Origin of the sequence: Pantoea coffeiphila (assembly GCF_016909495.1) — a bacterium.
GTDB classification, from domain to species: Bacteria; Pseudomonadota; Gammaproteobacteria; order Enterobacterales; family Enterobacteriaceae; genus Erwinia; species Erwinia coffeiphila.
Genome location: NZ_JAFBFW010000004.1, coordinates 350,632 through 368,946 on the forward strand (window position 1 = coordinate 350,632; position 18,315 = coordinate 368,946).

Below are 18,315 nucleotides of genomic sequence, written 5' to 3' on the forward strand. Positions count from 1 at the left end.
TTCTGCAACAAGCTGAAACGATCGCACACGAAGACTCTCGGGTACTCGAAATCAATAGAAATGCTATTGGCACATTCATTGAGCGAGAATACTATCTGTAGCAACCATATTTAACACATTGTATACCACTACTGTGTGGAAAAATCACCGAAAAATAAATTATGGGTACCTTTTAAACACCCAGGATTCATTTTTTTTACAGGATTCGAAGTTGTTTTCATCTGAGGGATCAAATTCAGAGGTAGCCTCTTTCAGGTGCCCATTGAATAGATTAATGAAGGCTCCTTGATTGCTGCCAACGTAGGCATAATCACCTTTTTTAAGATAATCAACCTCAAAGATTCCTTCGCTAAGGCCTTGCTCATATTTTTTATAGTTATGCACCATGTCCAACAAGATAATATTAGTATCCTGAGGACTATCTTCATTTAGCTTCTTTGGCTTACCCCATATAATAATTTTAGAACCATCGCATTTGACGTTATAACCGTTGATTACAGTATCTAATTTTATTTTTTTTAGAGTGGCACCAGACTTAATAGCAACTGTATCACTCCCTTTTAATTCAACATCAAGTGCACTTACCTGAATAGATAATAAAAATAGCGGAGTTATTGCAATAATCATTTTCATATAATTAATCCATCAAAATTTTTGCAATTCGAGTAGTTTGTTTCCAGCGCAATTCATCAGCAGCATACCCGCCATTGATGGCATGAGTAATAAATCGTGAATGCTCAAAGGATATATCGATTTCTTTTACTTTTGCATTTATTGGCCTAAACCCTGCCGAGCGAGAGCCTGCAATCCAATACCAACATCCTGCATCGATGCAGTTATACGGGACTGTAGATAGAAGTTGCGGTTCGGCAATCGTAGGCGCTTTGGCTAAATTTACTGGGCTCCACCACTGATGTATAAAACCTTTGTAGCTCATGGGGTATTTCTGCAGATCTAACCATCCTCTATACCCCCAATATTTACTATAATTCTCCCGACCGGTAAGCTGCTTCATTCCTCGCCCTCTAAATTTGGGACCATCCCCTAACTCTATATTACCTAAACGACCATTTAAATAATCAAGATATCCGCCTGGTGCAGGGTTATAGTATCCATTCTCCTCAGATGCAAAACTAGCGTGCAAAGGATTTTTCGCAAAGCTTGCAGAACCCTCAATCATTAACGAAAGCATTCCCGATTCAATGGCACCTTGCCCAAAGAAATGAGCTTTTCTTGTCGCGGTGACAACAGAGTACTTTTCAAGACAATGATTTATAATTACTCTGTATTTTTCTCTAACTTCATCCGGCGTTGTACCGATTTTTTCAAGTGATTTAGTCGGATAAAGCTTGTCTGGGTAGATTTGTGCCAATTCTTCTTTTGAGTACCAATTACACTTTCTGAATGCAGAAATAAATGCAGATGGGTCAAAATGCCACAATCTTCCGCTACCAAGAGCCCCTGAATCAAAACACAGCGCCTCAGCATGCTGTCTGAACCTGCCATAATCCTCTTCACTCATCAGGACCCGATCCTTAGATCCCTGCGTGCCTGGCATCTTCCACGTAGCCGTATTTTCCGGCGTACACTGCTCCCAGGGCAGACCGGTCATCAGCCATTTATACCTGGCATCTATGGTGCTTTTTTCCCACTCGAATGGTAAACAGCAGATAAGCCTGTTGCTTTGAGCCTCGTAACTGCCCGCTTCCTGTAACTTCCTTATAATCGCCGAGTTGCACTGGCTATGAGTATCGCTGTCATCATCGACAAGCCGCCATCCCGTCCAGTGGGGAAAGTCTGCATCGCTGAACTTTTTAATACCGGGAGCGGCAAGATTGACCACTCCGGCTCCACCCGGATAACTGACCGTCATCCATAATGGCGCGTCTACCGGCACCAGCGTTTCATTTTCCGTATTGATAACCCGCCCAAAACGAAGCAACTCAAACCCGGCGCTGGGGCTCTCCTTATAATTCCGCATCGCGGTTTTATAAAGATTATATTCGTAATCTTCACCATCGGCGTTAACCAGCGGCTCGCCCAGCAGGTCATATTTCCCGTCAGTCTGCGTATTCTTTTGCCGGGTCACCATCGTACAACTGCCCTGTGCCAGAGTCATACTGACATACAGAGGCACATGACTGGTATGGCGTTCAGACATACCCGTTGTGGAAGTACTGTTGTTCGCGGGTGCTTTGTCGTAAAACGTTGTTCCTGCCGGCAGGTAAAAATGGATATCACCGTAAACCGCATCGGTGCGGCCATCTGTCGAGATATCCAGTTCCTGTGTTTTTCGTCCCGTCAGCTTACGGATGTTGTCATCATCGCAGAAAACCTGGAAGTGAAATTCATTCCGCCCGTCACACATTCCGGAAGAGCCCAGCGGGTCTTTCCGGTAAATTCTGGCGTCAGCTTTTATCCCGGACTCCAGAAACTTCAGATGCATATACAGGGAGTAAAAAACGACCTTACCGTCCTCGCCGGAACCAATTTCCGTCTCATGCTTCAGTAAAACATAGCCATCATCCGTCCCCCTGACGGGAGCATACTTCAGTGGGAACTGGTCTCTTTTCTCTGGCGGGGAGGGCTTGCGGAACGACACCACGGTCCCGTCAGCGATTGCCCTCACTTTCTCCGGCGTTGTACCTGCATCCGTATGTGATATATGGATACCCCCGTGCCAGGACTCTGATGCATTGAGAGGGTATCCCCGGCGAGAGTTGACTGGCATCATCGCTTCAATCCAGTCTGCGTCAGACTGAGTGGCATCTATATCTCTCAGAAACGGAGGACTGATAATCATCTTGTGACTCCCTGTCAGGAAAAGCTGAATTTACTGGAAGATTCTGTGGTTTCAGGTGCCACATTCGGGAAGTCTTTTGGCTCACTGGCCTTAGCTTTTCGCCCGTAATGCCCGGCCCTGGTCCGGTACTCCCCCTGAGTGGCCGATTCAATACCATTCACATCAAGGGTGATATAACTTCCGCCACCGTTTATCGTCACTTTTTTCTTCGCAGTAATATGGATTTCATCTTCGGTGCTGGTGACGCTGAGTTCGCCGCGGGCGATCAGCGCCATCAGGTCGTTCTGCGCCTGTATTTTTACCGGCCCCTGGTTCGCAATAAGTCTGATACCCAGCTTACGAACAAACACGCTGAGGGCATGACCGACCCCGATAAACAGATTTTTCACCACGCTGATATCCGCATTCTTTCCGGCCGTGGCAATCAGGTTCTGGCCTGCCGATACCTGCAGGTGCTGTCCGCTGGTCAGCGCAATCCCGTCCGGTGCACTCATCAGCAGCACCGATTTCCTGAGATCCGTAAGCTGTTGTTCCAGCAGCTTAATCTGTGCCTGAAGGTCCGCCGGATTTGCCTTCGCCGTCTGAGCATCCTCTGAAATGGCCGTCATCTGCTCACGGGCCTCAGCCAGATTGCTGACCGCCGCCCCCATCTCCAGCACCTCGCCCTGCGCCTTCGCCTGGCCGTCCGCCGAGATAAATATCCCCTTCTGCGCCCGTATCGCACCCCAGCTGTCCGTCCGCAGCTCAAAACCTTCGCCCCGCTTCTGCCGCTCGCTGTCCACCAGGTGGCCCAGGTTCAGCTGGCTTTTGCCGCCGTACTCCGTCGAGACCTTGATATGTTCCTGCCCGCGGTTATCATCCAGCCGGATTTTGTTGTTTGACGGCGTGCGCAGCACGTTACGTCTGTAGTTACGGATGGTGACGTGGTCGCCGTGCGCAGAATCGTGCAGCACCCCGGCAATGTACGGCCGGTCCGGGTTGCCGTCCTCAAAGCCTATCGCCACTTCCGTCCCCGCCAGCAGCGGCAGGTGCAGGCCGTACGTATCCCCCGCGTACGGCCGCGACTGGCGTACCCACAGGCTTTCGAACCCGCTTTCCCAGCCGTCGCGGTCAAACAGCATGTTCACCCGGTAGCGGCCGTCTTTATCAATATGACCGTAGGTGTCGTTCGGCGTGGTGCTGGTCACCCGGGCCGGCAGCGTACCGGCCATCACCGGACGGGAGCCGGGTGCCGGGCGAAAGCTGAAGTCGGTGCCGTCCGGGATGCCGTCAACATGCACGGTAAAGTCGGCGTCACGGCGCGCGTGGCTGTTTATCGCCGTGATAACCACGCCGTCAGCAAACACCGCCGCCACTTCATAACCCCCGGTCACCTTCAGCACCTGCCCCGGACAGAGCGTCGGGCTGCTGCTGGTGGCGCGGGTCTGCGTCTGCCCGTTCAGGTAGCGTTCATGGCGGATGCGGGCATAAAATGCGCCGGACTCCGGGGCCGGGTTGCGGTCGTATGCACTGCCCGGCGTCAGGTAGTTGTCGGCATAATGATACGCATCGCCGTACGTGGTGGAGTCGCCGCGCGTGGCATCCACCTGCGTGTTCATGTCTTCCGTGGCCCGGCGATAGTTGTAATCCCGGGTGCTGACCTGCTTCTGCACCACCCGGTGATGGCTTTCCATGTTCCACACCGAGTCCACGCCCACGGAATGCTGGCCCGACGGCGGGACCGAGGGCAGGGTCAGGCCCGGCTCACAGCCCTGCCGGCTGTCGTAAAACTCCACCACGTCAATGTTCAGCCGCGTGTCGGTGGTGAAGCGGAACCAGATACCCACTTCCCCCAGCAGACGGCGGATAAAGTGCAGGTCGTCTTCGCCGTACTGCATCACCTGTTCGCGGCGCGGATAGTCCTGCACCAGCGAGAACAGGAAATCCTGACCGCGCATGTCGTGGCGCTCACGCAGGATTTTCTCCACGATTTGCGGCACCGACATGTCCTGATAAATGGCGTTCTGGTGCGAGCGGTCCAGCAGCGCCAGCCGGGGCTGAAGCGTCAGGGCATAGCGCGTCTCGTCTTTTGAGGTGCTGAGGCGGTCAAACCCTGTCACCACACCCTGGATCACCCGCACCGGCTGCTGGATTTTAATCCCCCGGCCCTGATCCACCGGGGCCTGCAGCGTCAGTGACGCCGGTTTAAGCAGCATGTTTTCCCTGCTGATGGCATGCTGGCTGCTGGTGAACTCAATGCGGTAACTGAACGGCTGGCTTAGCGCCTCGCGGCCTTCAAAGACCAGCACGTCCAGATCCGCATCACAGCCGCGTACCGCCAGCAGGTGGTGGCTGTGGCTGAATGCCACGCTAAGCGGTGCTGCACTCATGGCTGTTCTCCTTGTGCTTCTGCCGTTTCGCCATCAAACTCCATCACGATCCCGTCGTCCTCATCCCAACCGAGCGTCAGCGTTTGTGGCTTCTGCTTCGCCGCCATATGCACCAGTAGTTGCTTGCTCAGCACTGGCAGGATCTGCTGGTTTAACAGGCTGTCCACATTGCGTGCCCCGGTGTCCGGCAGCAGGCAGGCGGCGGTCAGTGCGTTGTAAAGGCTGTCGGCAATGTGTGTTTTCAGCCCATAGTGCCGATGCAAGCGCTTGCTAACCTGTTCGAGCTTAATCCGGACGATGGCACGCATCGGTTCCTGTGCCAGCGATCGGTAAATTACCGTCTGGAAGCGTGCCAGTAGCGCGGGCTGGAAGTGGTCGCGCAGCACCGGGCGCAGCAGCTGATGCAAATCGCTTTCTGTGGCTTCCGGCTGTTCCTGCAACAGTTGCATCAGCACATCACTACCCAGATTAGAAGTCATCAGGATCACCGTATTGCGGAAGTCGATTTCACGCCCTTCGCCATCGCGCATAAATCCACGGTCGAACACCTGATAGAACAGGTTCATCACGTCGCGATGAGCTTTTTCAACCTCATCCAGCAGCACAATGCTATAGGGGCGTTTACGCACCGCTTCGGTCAGAATGCCCCCCTGTCCGTAACCGACGTACCCCGGCGGTGAGCCTTTTAACTGCGAAACGGTATGCGGTTCCTGATATTCGGAAAGGTTGATGGTAATCAGCGACTTCTCACCGCCGTAGAGCACATCGGCCAGTACCAGCGCGGTCTCGGTTTTGCCCACGCCGCTCGGGCCCACCAGCAGAAATACCCCCTGCGGGCCATTTTCCGGGGTCAATCCGGTTTTGGCCGCACGCAGTCGTTGGGCAATCGCATTCAGTGCCGCATCCTGGCCTATTACGCGTCGCGCCATCTCCGCTTCCAGATTAAGCAGTTCTGTCTGTTCATCCTTCATCAGAGAAGAGAGCGGCACGCCGGTCCAGTCAGCGATTACGCCTGCTACCGTACGGCTATCCACATCCAGCTGAATCAGGGCCTCGTTCTGTTGCAGGCTAGCCAGCTGCTGCCGTAAGCCTGCTGCATCCGTCGAACCGGCCTGCTGACGATGCGCAATCAGCTGCTGCACCAGGCTTTTTTCATCCGCCAGTCGCGCCTGCGAATGTTGCAGGGTTGCGCTGAGCCGCTCACGCTGATGGGCAATGTCGTGCAACCGTTCGCTTTTCGGGGGGCTGCCAGCGGCAATATCTTCGCTCAACGCCTGTTCCTCCAGCTCCAGCGCATTTATCTGCGCTTGCAGATGCACAATCGCTTCAGGCAGCGTATCCAGGCTCATCCGTACGCGGGCGGCCGCGGTATCCAGCAGATCCACCGCTTTATCCGGCAGCTGTCGCCCGGTAAGGTAACGGCGGGAAAGCGTGACGGCCGCGCGTACCGCATCGTCGGTGATATAAACTCCGTGATGCTCCGCGTAGCGGGATTTCAGACCGCGAAGCATCAGGCAGGCGGTCTCATCATCCGGCTCGTCCACTAAAACCCGCTGGAAGCGACGCTCCAGGGCCGCATCGCGTTCAAAATACTGTTTGTATTCGCTCCACGTAGTTGCAGCGATGGTGCGCAATTCGCCGCGCGCCAGCGCCGGTTTCAGCAGGTTAGCCGCGTCCGCGCCGCCCGCCTGGTTACCGGCACCGATTATCGTGTGTGCTTCATCAATAAACAGCAGTACCGGCGCGAGTGATTGCTGTACCGCAGTAATGACGTTTTTCAGCCGCTGCTCAAATTCACCTTTTACCCCCGCACCGGCCTGTAACAGTCCAAGATCGAGCGTACGCAGGCTGACCGGCTTCAGGCTCTCCGGTACGTTACCTTCAGCAATCCGCAGCGCCAGTCCCTCCACCAGTGCCGTTTTACCTACGCCCGGCTCGCCCACCAGAATCGGATTGTTTTTACGGCGGCGGGAAAGGATATCCACCATCTGGCGGATTTCAGTATCACGGCCAAATACCGGGTCGATTTTTCCCTCCCGCGCTTTTGCGGTCACATCGAGGGTGAATTTATCCAGCGCATTCTGCAGTGCGGGAGACAACGCGTTCTCATGGTTCACCGCGCCGTCAGCCGCAGTGGCGATCGTTTCTTCCGTTGCCGGGATTCGTGCCAGCTCCGCTTCCTGCTGGACTTCCGGGCGCTCTTCCGACTGCCTGTCCAGCAGAGGGCGCAGGCGTTCCAGCTGTATTTGACCCAGGGTCAGCAGCGGCCAAAGCCCGTCGCAGCGCACCGTTTTCGGTTTGTCGATCAGCACCATCAGCAGATGAATGCTGCGAATACTTTCTTCCCCCGCCAGCGACGCCAGCAGCCAGGCTTGCTGCATCAGCGACTGGAGATTCTCTGACAGCTGCGGGCGTCCGCGCACCGAACGCGGCAGGCTATCCAGCCAGTCCAGCAGCGACTGCCACATCCCGTCCATATCCCACTCATAGCGGCGCGCCAGCACCGTCAGATCGCCCTCCCCCTGCTCCAACAACTTCAGCAGCCAGTGTTCCGGCAAAATTTCTGCGTGAGCGCGGGTCTGGCACAATGACGCTGCACCTTCCATCGCGCGGGCACAGTAAGGGTTGAGACGACGCAGGAGAATTGCGGGGTTTTCCATGTTAGTTAACTCGCTGTCAGGGACCTTGAGGCACGCTACCGCCCATCGCTTTTCTTTATGCAAAGAACTCAAAGCGCATCAGGTCGAATTTCCATAGGGTTATTTTTGCTGAACGCCCGTAACCACAGGCGTTCGGCAAAAACAAAAAAGGCGGACAGGAAATCTGCCCGCCGGAGACTTACGCCGTGGCGCGTTCATTCCAGGAATCGGAATGAATGATGTTGCCGTCTTTGTAGGTCCAGGTGATTTTTTCGTAACGCAGCTCGATATGTTCGAGATGGTTGTGCTTCTCGTAGGCGGGGTCCTTGATGTCATGCATCTTCGGATTCACTTTCACCAGCTTGACGTTTTCCAGTTTGGTATTGAAATACTCCACTTCCTGGCCTGCATCGTTGATGCGATACCAGCGGAACTCCGCAGATTTCAGTGTCTGTCCGGTGGTGACGGCCTTATACAGGTACGGACTGGAGGCATCGATTTCCTTGGTGAACAGGAACGGGGTATGGATGCGAGTACCGGTCAGCTTACCGGTGTTGTTATCGGTCGGGATGTACAGGTTGTGTTCCTGGGCCACGATCTCAATGCTGCCTTCTCGATCCTGTACGTCAACGGACCCTTTGATGTCCGCGCCGCCGTCGTCTTTTAGCCAAAGGTAAACAGGAATTGCCATGGAATTACTCTCCATTGTGTTGTGATACGTCATCATCCTGAGATGACGCTGGGGTTTTGTCCGGTATCTGACAGGCATCGGCCTGCGGTACCAGACTGATTTCGACACGGCGGTTGAGCGCCCGCCCTTCCATCGTGTCATTGGTTGCAATCGGGCGGTTTTGGCCATAGCCCTGTACTGCAAAACAGCTTTCCGGCACGTCGCCGGTATCGCGTATCCAGTTGCGAACCGCCTCCGCACGCTTCAGCGACAGCGCCTGATTAAGCCCGGAATTACCGGTGTTATCAGTGTGTCCACTGACCACGATCAGCCAGCCTGGCTTCGCCTTAATTCCCACGAGGGAATTAACCAGCATTTTCGTCGATCCCGCCTTCAGCTCTGCCTTGCCGGAATCGAACAGCGACATACTGTCGAGGCGAATAATTTGCGGCGCGGCTTCCGGTTGGACCTTCGGCAGCGTTTTCTGCGTCTGCGGTAGAGATGGCGGTGTATAGGAGCGAATCGCCGTCAGAATCGGCAGACGCAGGCTTTCACCCCGATATAATCCGAGCCCCAGAGACATCGGCTCTCCGTTGCGGGCCCAGCCATCCAGCTGCGCAGCATCCTGCTGCAGGATCTTCAGGGCCTCAGCTTTACGAATGTGGTCGCCGCTGGCGATGCGATAGAAATGCTGGATATCGAAATTCATCCGCTGCAGCAGCTGGCGGTTGTTCCAGCCGCTGCTGCACAGCGCCACAATCGCCGCAAAGGTAAAGGCCGTCAGTCCGGCGCGGCACAGGCGCTGGCGGGGTGTCAATCCCGCCCCCCGGGGTAAAAGGGGCAGGATAAAATCAGGCAGAACCGGGGGCGTGGCCGCGTTGTCTGGCACAGGAGACCAGCCAGCAACATGCTGCATCGCACTGTGCTTACGCAGCCAGTTGAGCCAGGCAGACTCCGGTAAGGCACCGGCAAGCGCAGGGCCAGCCCCCCAAACGATCGCCGCAGGCAGCACAGCAGGGATATCCGGATTTTCATCAGTAAATACTGCGACTACATGCTGGCTAAACCATGCGGACAGGCTGCCGATGATCACCTGCGACTGCACAGCCTGGGCCCCCTCGCTGGCGCTCCAGATTGCTACCGACAACGGGGGCGCTCCTTCACGCCAGACCTGGATAGCTTGATCTGCAATCGCGGTCTGCCACAGATTTTCGTGCATCATGCTGCAACCCAGCTGAGCATGAAGCAGCAGCGGGATCGCACAGCCGGTCTCGCGGCGCAGCTGGCTTAACTGCCAGCGCAGGGTCAGTAAACGGCCGGTCAGCGTTTCCGTATCCGTTTGCTGCTGCGGACAGATGTTCACCATCAGCGACAGCTGGCGCCCCCAGTCGGGGCGCAGCCACAGCAGATGGCGGGCAACCTGTTCCATGTCCTGGTGATTCGCGACGTTGATCCAGCAGCCCTGCGACAGCACCAGTACCGGAGACTCCTGCGGCCACACCTGCGAAATATCACCACACACCAGCACCACCGGCTGCCGCCAGCTGGCTTCCGGCAAATTGTCGAAGCGAATCGCCGCCTTATGTCCCCTGCCACGGGCCATCAGAAACCAGACGACTGCGATCGCGCCAATGCAAATCAGCGTTATCCCTGTTGCTGCGCGCAGTGGGAGCGGCAAAAAACCCAGGCATACAACGGCGCTCAGCAGTGCTCCCCATATCGCCAGCACGCTGCGCTGCGTAGAGGTCATGGAATCACTCCCGGCAGCAGGGTCGCCAGCATCCTGTCCAGGGATCGGTCCAACCCCCACCAGAGCGTGATAAGGATCGCGACGCTCACGCCAATACGCAGCGGCCAGGATGTAAACCATGGGCCGATACGGCTCGCCGCATAAGCATTCGCCAGCACCGGTTGATCCTGCGGAGTAAACGGTGGAACCCGATCGTTCAGCATCTTGACCAGCTGCTCACGCTGAGGATCGTTCAGCGAATGATAGCTACCGATAAATCCCAACAGCATGACCCGGTGAAAACAGGTCAACACGGCAGCATCGGGTTGCGTTTCACGCAGCACGGCGCGCATGCGGTCACACAACGTGTCCCCCGCCTCAATCGTGCCAAGAAAATGCCCCTGTAGCGGGATGTCATACCACTGCATGCAGGCGTCATCCTGCACGCCACGGCTTTTCACCGCCTCATCCAGCAGGGCGCAGTGTGCGGTAAGAATATGCTGGCGGCCGGCTTCATCCACCCCTCCGTCGTTAAGCGACTGCTGTACACGTTCTATTTCCGCTACGCAGCGCTGCCAGAGAAGGTAGCCTTCTCCCTCCTGAAACAGTGGACCGTGGCGCAGGCTGATAACCTGTAACCAGGTATCCTGAAACAGCGCATCAATATCGACGGATGAGGCCGCTCTGCCTTTACTCTCACTCATGTTCTTAGTACCGCGTAAAGTTCAAGTTCAGGCTCGCCCAGCGTGCCCGGCGTGTAGAACATACAGTTGCCGCTTTCCAGCATTTCCCGCGCTGCCGGGTGGGTGAGATCCAGCGAGAAATACTGGTTCTCCAGCCGAAGTGGGATGGCGGCAGGAACATGGCTGAGCGGCTTGAGAGGTATCCCCTGGCGGGATGCGTTGACCAGACTGGTGACATAATCCGGACTGCCGACCTTGCACTGGCGCGGGAATTGCTCCAGCAGCTGTGCAACAGGTTGGGAGGAGCGAACGGAAAGGTAGTAATCCGCCCCGTCGCGCAGGCGAGGGTCCTGCAGACGCGCCAGCCACTGACGCATGCGCTTATCGTGGTTAAGCTCAATCGCCACTACGCGCGATGGCAGGCTGGCTTCCAGCAGCTCATTAAGCAGCGCAAACAGCGGCGGAAATACATCGTTCAACCGTTCGTGCTGCCAAGGCGGGATCGCACCGCTCTGATGCTCCAGCGAAAAGGTCAGCAGGCTGCCGGCCAGCCGGGCCAGTTCAGGATACAAACGTTCCGGGGCACTCTGTGGATACTGCAGAAACTGCGCCAGTACCGGCTCAGCGCCGTTTAGCGCATTGAGCAACCAGAAGAGCGACACATCAGCGACGGCGAAATCCGCCATGCGTGCGTTACTTTCCCGGCGCATCGCCATCAGCCTTGTTAAGCGGGCACGCAACTGGACCATGAGCTGATCAAGCTGCTGCATCAGCCAGCCGCTGCTTTGCAGGGTAAGCATCGGCGGCAGAAAGCTGTCATCCAGCGACCACAGCCCCTGCGAGTCCAGATGCAGACGCGCAACGGGGCAGGTGAGGTAGTCGCTGTTGTTTTGATGGGCAAAACGCAGACAAAGCTCATGCTGCATCACCGCAATCTGGCGATCGTCATCGCCAAACTGATTGCGAATATCGCGCCAGCGCTGGCGATAACGCACCGGACGTTCGGCAGCTTCTTCGGGTTTCAGGCAGTTACCGCCGTTCGCTCGCAGCAGCGGCAGTGCCAGCAGCACGACCGTTTCACCCTGTTCTCCTTCCAGCGGCAGCACCGGGGGAAGCGCATCGGCATTGCTGGTGTCAATTAGTGTTCCATCCTGGAAACGAATGCACAGGCGACGGGCCTGCAGGCGGCCCAGTTTCAGCGCATCATCTTCGAAAGAGGCTTCGATCACGCCCCACGGCTGGCACAACCCGAGACGTGCAATAAATTCCGCAGACCAGGCCGCATGAGCAGCCTGCTGTTGAAAATGCTGGGGCGAGAGCATAATGCCCCGGCCCCATAACGGTTGTTCCGTTCTCATTCAGCGCCCTTATGCTTTCGCTTTCGGCATCTGCGAGACCAGCGACAGATTGATGTCCATCCCTTCCACCTGGAAGTGCGGCACCGCATACAGCTTCACGCGGAAGAAGCCCGGGTTATCTTCGATATCCTCGACCACCACTTTGCCGTCACGCAGCGGGTGGGAAGCCTGCAGCTCGTCGCCAGGATCGGTCATTTCGGTGACAAGGCCTCGTATCCAGGTGTTCAGTTCCAGCTCCAGCAGGCGACGATCCTTAGTCGTACCGATGTTCTCGCGCTGGATCAGCTTCAGATAGTGAGCGATGCGCGACAGCAGGAAGATATACGGCAGGCGGGCGTTGATCCGGCTGTTGGCGGTGGCGTCAGCGGTATCGTACAGCGCCGGTTTCTGGGTGGAGTTGGCCGAGAAGAAGCAGGCGTAGTCGCGGTTCTTGTAATAAGACAGCGGAATAAAGCCGAGGTTGGCGAACTCAAATTCGCGGGTCTCCGGGATCATCACCTCAGACGGAATTTTCACCTGATTGCCTGTCCCTAAGTCGTACAGGTGGATCGGCAAATCTTTCACCGCGCCGCCGGCCTGTGGGCCACGGATCTGCACGCACCAGCCGTTATCAATAAAGCTGCGCACCATGTTGGACGCAAAGGCAAACGAGGCGTTGGTCCACAGGTATTTATCGTGATCCGGGCCTTTCACCTCTTCCACGTAGTTAAAGCTGCGTACCGGCACGGTGTCCGGTCCGTAAGGCAGGCGGCCCAGCACGCGCGGCATTACCAGCCCGATATAGCGCGAGTCATCGGTGTCGCGGAAGGATTTCCACTTGATGTATTCAGCGCGGTCAAAGTAGTTGCCGATGTCCTTGATGGCCGCCACGTCTTCCATCGACTCCTTCAGGAAGAATTTCGGCCCGGCGGAGCCGATAAACGGCATATGGGCGGCGGCGGAGACTTTAGAGATATTGCGCAGCAGGGCCACGTCCTGCGCCGAAGCGTCGAACTCCCAGGCCGAAATCAGCGCGGCAATCGGTTCGCCGCCCGGGGTGTCATATTCCGCCACGTAGGTTTGCAGATAGAGACCGCTCTGAATCACTTCCGGCGCATCTTCAAAGTCCTGGCGCAGATCCTCCTTCGACAGATCCAGCAGCTCGATTCTGACGTTCTGGCGGAAGTCGGTTTTATCCACCAGCGATTTAGCGCCCTGCCACAGCGACTCAACGGCCTGGAACTGCGGGTGGTGCAGTACCGCGTCCAGCTGGCGGCCAATCTGGAAATCCAGCTCGGCAATATGGTGGTCAATCAGCGCTTTATCCAGCTTCTCGACTTTAGTCCCCGCCTGGCGCAGGCGTTCCAGGAAGACCTGCATGCCGGCGGTCAGGCGCTCATCGGCGGTTGCATCGGACATCGCCTGTGCATCCTGCCAGATATCCAACGCGCTGAGAGAGGAAACCGGATGGAGGTTGATTTTTTCAAACAGGGAAGCATAAACGCCGCCCGCCTGCGGATGTTCAAGGGTGACATTTTCCGCAGCAGTGGCATTCTCATTTTGTACAGACATCAGCATATTCTCTTGTTAATCCGTTAATCATTGCGACCGTTTATGCCTGCTCCGGCACCATCGCGGACAGTTCGCTACGCAGTTCATTGCTCAGTGCCGGGTCAAGCAGGATTTTTTCCAGCTCTTTGCGGAAGTTCTGGTTATCCAGCAGATTGGCTTTCAGATCGCGGAGAAGGTTGCGCATGGCCAGCATGGCCTTGAGCTGAGGTATCTGACGGGCCACCTGTTCAGGGGTGAAATCCTTCATATTACGGAAGGTGAGATGAATATTTTCTTCGCTACCGTCTCCGGCCAGCGTGTTTTCAACGGTGAGATTCACCGACGGAGAATATTCCGCCAGCACGCTGTTGAAATTATTCTTATTAATGTCTGTTTTACCGCGTTCCGATAGCGGTGCGGTTTCCTGGCCGTTACTGAAATCACCGGCAACCAGTAATTTCAGCGGTAATTCCATTTTCTTACTGGCCCCGCCGGTATGAAGATCGAGTTTCAGGTTAATACGTGCTTTTGGTATTTCCTTCTGGAAGCTGTCGCTCATAAATCCCTCTTTGATATCGCCATGTAAAGAATTGCAGTCTTAATTTCTTTGCGGGCGATAATAGAGCATTCAGGCTTAATTAATCAAACGCGCGAATATAAACATAAAAATTAGAAAATTCTTATTATTAAAAACAAACACCCTTCTGCTTTTACGAAAAAACAGTCGTAAAAAAACCAAATCACGATTCAGTAAACATCAAAATGAAGAAACATCGCAAGTTTTAACCGGGCATTACAAAATAAAACACTAAAACAACGAAGAATTGACCAATATCATTATTACTTCATAAACACCAAAATTAATAAGAGGTTTCTTAGAATAGGTTCATTTAAATACACTTTTCAATACTGAGAATGTTAACCATTACTTGAGCTAACACGCAAAAATAAGAAAAATACCAAACGAACATCGATATTGGATTTTTTACTATGTTAAAAGTAGAGATGAATAAATATCGACATAACACCACAAAAGGAGTATTTGACTCCCTCCGTAAATCCGGTGAACTTAATGTCAGGCTACGCCTCCATCTGGCAAACAGCACGAGCAGCAGGAAAAGAATTACCGCTGCCTTCTCAGCCACTATTATCAACCACCGTCGCCCCATTGACACCACACAACCCGGCTGCTAAATTTTAAAAAAATTGATTTAAATCAATATATTCACTTAACTTCAAGTCCATCAAAACGGCTGCCCGATGCCATTCATGTCGCTATCCGTGCATTTCATTCCCTGAATGCGGCACTTCATGCCTTTTTCCGCCGCCGATATCGCCGGCAGGCTTAAAATTTCCCCAATTTAAAGATTCTTAGCATTCCCATTGGGAGAATTTCATGAACACACCAAAATTAAGCAGCAGCGTTAACCGCACCCGCTGGCTAACCCTGATTGGCACCATTATTACTCAATTTGCCCTCGGTTCGGTTTATACCTGGAGCCTGTTCAACGGACAGCTGTCCAGCAAGCTGGATGCACCGATCAGTAAGGTCGCATTCTCCTTTGGTCTGCTGAGTCTTGGCCTGGCCCTGGCTTCTTCCGTTGCCGGGAAACTACAGGAACGTTTTGGCGTGCGTAAGGTCACGCTGTCTGCCGGTTTGCTGATGGCCGCGGGTCTGATGCTGACCTCGCAGGCTGACAACCTGTTTATGCTGTACCTGACCGCAGGCGTGCTGGTTGGCCTGGCGGATGGCGCGGGCTATCTGATTACCCTGTCTAACTGCGTGAAGTGGTTCCCGGAGCGTAAAGGCCTGATTTCTGCCTGCTCTATAGGTGCTTACGGACTGGGTAGCCTGGGCTTTAAATTTATCTGTAGCTACCTGCTCAGCGTGAACAGCCTGGAAACCACCTTTATGATCTGGGGCGGACTGGCGATGAGCATGATCGTGCTGGGTTCACTGATGATGAAAGATGCACCACTGCAGAAAGCATCAGCCAGTAGCAGCAGCGCTCAGCCAGCCCGCGATTTCACGCTGGCAGAATCTATGCGTATGCCGCAGTACTGGATGCTGGCGCTGATGTTCCTGACAGCCTGCATGAGCGGTTTGTATGTGATTGGCGTGGCGAAGGATATCGGTGAGAGCCTGGTTCACCTCAGCGCGCAGACCGCCGCCAGCGCAGTCACCATTATCGCTATCGCTAACCTCAGCGGTCGCCTGGTGCTGGGCATTATGTCTGATAAGGTAGCGCGTATCCGGGTGATCAGCCTTGCGCAGGTGGTCTCCCTGTGCGGTATGGGCATCCTGCTGTTCAGCAGCATGAATGAAACCACCTTCTTTATTGCCGTCGCCTGCGTAGCCTTCAGCTTCGGTGGCACCATTACCGTTTATCCATCGCTGGTCAGTGATTTCTTCGGCCTCAATAACCTGACCAAAAACTACGGCGTGATTTACCTCGGCTTCGGTATCGGTAGCGTGCTTGGCTCGCTGATTGCCTCCCTGTTCGGTGGCTTTATGGTGACCTTCAGCCTGATTATGGCGCTGCTGGTGGTCTCACTGCTGATGTCGGCGGTGATCCGTATGCCAAACGCCACTGCGCAGCAGAGAAAAGAGCTGCAGCACGCCTGATAGCTGTCTTAATAATATTGAACCGCCGTCCTGACCGACGGCGGTTTTTCTTTATTGATGGATGAAGCGCGGCTCGGGCAATCCGGCCACGTTGACCCGCACGGCAAACAGATCGCCGGACTGCGGATACTGCGCCAGTTCCTCTGCGGTCCGGTTTTCACGCGAGCTGGTGATATACAGCGTTTTCAAATCGCTGCCGCCAAACGCCACCATGGTGGGCCAGCGCACCGGCAGCGGGATCTCATCAACAATGTCACCGCTGGTTGGGTCAAGGCGAATCACCCGCTGGCCGTCGAACATCGCTGACCAGTAGAAACCTTCGCTGTCCACCGCAGCACCGTCCGGTAAACCGCCCTGCTGCTGGATAAAGTGCCTGACCACCTGCCTTTTCCCCGGCTCACCTGCGGCATCGAGCGGATAGCGGTACATCACGCCGTTCGGCGTATCGGTGTGATACATCCAGCGGCGATCGGGTGAAAATGCCAGCCCGTTGGAAATTTTGACGTCCTCCGCCTGAACCGTCAGCCGCAGATTCTCGTCTACGCGGCACAGCTTTCCGCCGTTACGATCCTGAGGTTCCCACAGGCTGCCGCACCAGAAGCGGCCAAAGGGATCGACGCGACCATCGTTAAAGCGGCTCCGCGCGGCTTCTCCGGGATTGTCGGCGATACGCCGGACGATGCTCCCCTGTTCATCAAGGAAACACACCCCGCTGCGCAGTGCGGCAATCAACCCACCTTCTTCGCGCAGGCCGATGCAGCCAATATCTTCCGCAACCGGCCAAACCTGATGCTCACCGCTGGACGGATCGAAACGATGCAGCGCCGGAGCCAGAATATCGACAAACCACAGCACCTGCTGCTGCGTGTCCCACAGCGGGCATTCGCCCAGCTCGGTCTGCGCGCGCAGTACGTTTTCTACCTGATAGCTCATTACCGCTCCTTGATGAGAATGTACGGATAGAATTTACGTTATTTCAGTATCAGAAGCACAACAATAAATCTGGCGGCTTCACGGAGATGAATCCGATCCAACTCTGATTTAAGATGATTCTTATCAAACTGGAATATATTTAATACTATTCTTATTTAAGAATAAAATTGACAGGTTATAAATCTCACCACTGAAATTATTTGAAATATCTAATTAAATAACTCTACACTGCCCGCATTATTCCTCCACTTTGCCTTGTTAAATTTGTACGTATCGAAATGGCAGGAGTGAAATGATGAAAAATATAATGAAAGCAACCTCTGTAATGGCACTGATCATCATGCTGAGCGGCTGTATCGTTGCCCCACCTCATCATGGAGGAGGCGGATATCACGGAGGTGGTGGCTATCATGGCGGCTACCATCGAGGCGGCCCGCATCGGGGCTGGTAAACTTATCCGGTGAGATCTCTCACCGACGGCGGGCAAAGCCTGCGCACGGCAAGATAACAATAAAGAAGAGTAGTTATTGTTGATAAAATTTGGGCGGATAGTTATCCGCCCATTTTTTTAGCTCTTAATACTGTAATTACACTGATACCAGGCTTTCATTAATCCCGGTACGTGGCTCTCCTGCGGAGACAGCGCTTCTACTTTATCAAATCCCCTTTCGGTGCAGTAACGCTCGATATCTTCAGCCAGCGCCACCTTGTCCACTTTAGTCGGGTTAAAGCGATACTGTACGGTATTCACCGCCGGGTCTTCGTCCACTTTTTCAAATGCGCCAGGCTTGCTGGACGTACATCCGGCCAGCAGCAGCAGTGCCAATAAGGCGGTTATTTTTGTTTTCATCATTGCTCTTTTCCTCCGGGCAGCATGATAACAACCTCGCCTCCGGGGACTATCAGACTACGGCGCATTTGCATTTTTTTACTCAGCGGTGCACCTGCATACCTCACAAAGTACAGAGCAGAAAA

General features: G+C 54.6%; 13 protein-coding genes. 1 reads left to right on the forward strand and 12 read right to left on the reverse strand.

What is annotated here, in order from left to right:
• Nucleotides 1-159: 159 nt before the first annotated feature.
• From JOE09_RS15120 to tssB, 10 genes are all read right to left on the reverse strand, one after another.
• The gene (locus JOE09_RS15120; RefSeq protein ID WP_205066354.1) at nucleotides 160-633 is read right to left on the reverse strand and encodes a hypothetical protein; all 474 of its coding nucleotides are present in this window, start codon (nucleotides 631-633) and stop codon (nucleotides 160-162) included.
• Nucleotides 634-637: 4 nt separating this feature from the next.
• Complete coding sequence (locus tag JOE09_RS15125) at nucleotides 638-2,803, reverse strand: hypothetical protein (RefSeq protein WP_205066355.1); 2,166 nt, start codon at nucleotides 2,801-2,803, stop codon at nucleotides 638-640.
• Between the two features lie 14 nt (nucleotides 2,804-2,817).
• The gene (locus tag JOE09_RS15130; RefSeq protein ID WP_205066356.1) at nucleotides 2,818-5,172 is read right to left on the reverse strand and encodes a type VI secretion system Vgr family protein; all 2,355 of its coding nucleotides are present in this window, start codon (nucleotides 5,170-5,172) and stop codon (nucleotides 2,818-2,820) included.
• Entirely contained in the window at nucleotides 5,169-7,832 is a 2,664-nt protein-coding gene (gene tssH / locus JOE09_RS15135) for a type VI secretion system ATPase TssH (protein ID WP_205066357.1), read from the reverse strand. The genes JOE09_RS15130 and tssH overlap by 4 nt, the downstream gene beginning before the upstream one ends.
• 178 nt (nucleotides 7,833-8,010) lie before the next feature.
• Nucleotides 8,011-8,502, reverse strand: coding sequence for a type VI secretion system effector Hcp (gene hcp, locus JOE09_RS15140; RefSeq protein WP_105593343.1), 492 nt, complete (start codon nucleotides 8,500-8,502; stop codon nucleotides 8,011-8,013).
• A 4-nt stretch (nucleotides 8,503-8,506) separates the two neighbouring features.
• Nucleotides 8,507-10,231: an OmpA family protein gene (locus tag JOE09_RS15145; protein ID WP_205066358.1), complete on the reverse strand. Its 1,725-nt coding sequence runs from the start codon at nucleotides 10,229-10,231 to the stop codon at nucleotides 8,507-8,509.
• On the reverse strand, nucleotides 10,228-10,914 hold the full coding sequence (tssL, locus tag JOE09_RS15150; protein WP_205066359.1) for a type VI secretion system protein TssL, short form: 687 nt from the start codon (nucleotides 10,912-10,914) through the stop codon (nucleotides 10,228-10,230). The genes JOE09_RS15145 and tssL overlap by 4 nt, the downstream gene beginning before the upstream one ends.
• The gene (tssK, locus tag JOE09_RS15155) at nucleotides 10,911-12,251 is read right to left on the reverse strand and encodes a type VI secretion system baseplate subunit TssK (RefSeq protein WP_205066360.1); all 1,341 of its coding nucleotides are present in this window, start codon (nucleotides 12,249-12,251) and stop codon (nucleotides 10,911-10,913) included. The genes tssL and tssK overlap by 4 nt, the downstream gene beginning before the upstream one ends.
• A gap of 9 nt (nucleotides 12,252-12,260) precedes the next feature.
• A complete protein-coding gene (gene tssC, locus JOE09_RS15160) occupies nucleotides 12,261-13,808 on the reverse strand; it encodes a type VI secretion system contractile sheath large subunit (protein WP_205066361.1) in 1,548 nt (515 codons plus the stop codon).
• A gap of 34 nt (nucleotides 13,809-13,842) precedes the next feature.
• Entirely contained in the window at nucleotides 13,843-14,340 is a 498-nt protein-coding gene (gene tssB, locus JOE09_RS15165) for a type VI secretion system contractile sheath small subunit (RefSeq protein WP_105593338.1), read from the reverse strand.
• A gap of 837 nt (nucleotides 14,341-15,177) precedes the next feature.
• On the opposite strand from tssB, the gene JOE09_RS15170 reads away from it, so the two are divergent.
• Nucleotides 15,178-16,407 carry an L-lactate MFS transporter gene (locus JOE09_RS15170; RefSeq protein ID WP_205066362.1) on the forward strand — a complete coding sequence of 410 codons (1,230 nt, stop codon included), beginning with the start codon at nucleotides 15,178-15,180 and terminating at the stop codon, nucleotides 16,405-16,407.
• Nucleotides 16,408-16,458: 51 nt separating this feature from the next.
• On the opposite strand, the gene JOE09_RS15175 is transcribed toward JOE09_RS15170, so the two are convergent.
• Nucleotides 16,459-17,340, reverse strand: coding sequence for an SMP-30/gluconolactonase/LRE family protein (locus JOE09_RS15175; RefSeq protein ID WP_205066363.1), 882 nt, complete (start codon nucleotides 17,338-17,340; stop codon nucleotides 16,459-16,461).
• Nucleotides 17,341-17,908: 568 nt separating this feature from the next.
• The gene (locus JOE09_RS15180) at nucleotides 17,909-18,190 is read right to left on the reverse strand and encodes a hypothetical protein (protein WP_105593365.1); all 282 of its coding nucleotides are present in this window, start codon (nucleotides 18,188-18,190) and stop codon (nucleotides 17,909-17,911) included.
• Nucleotides 18,191-18,315: the final 125 nt, after the last annotated feature.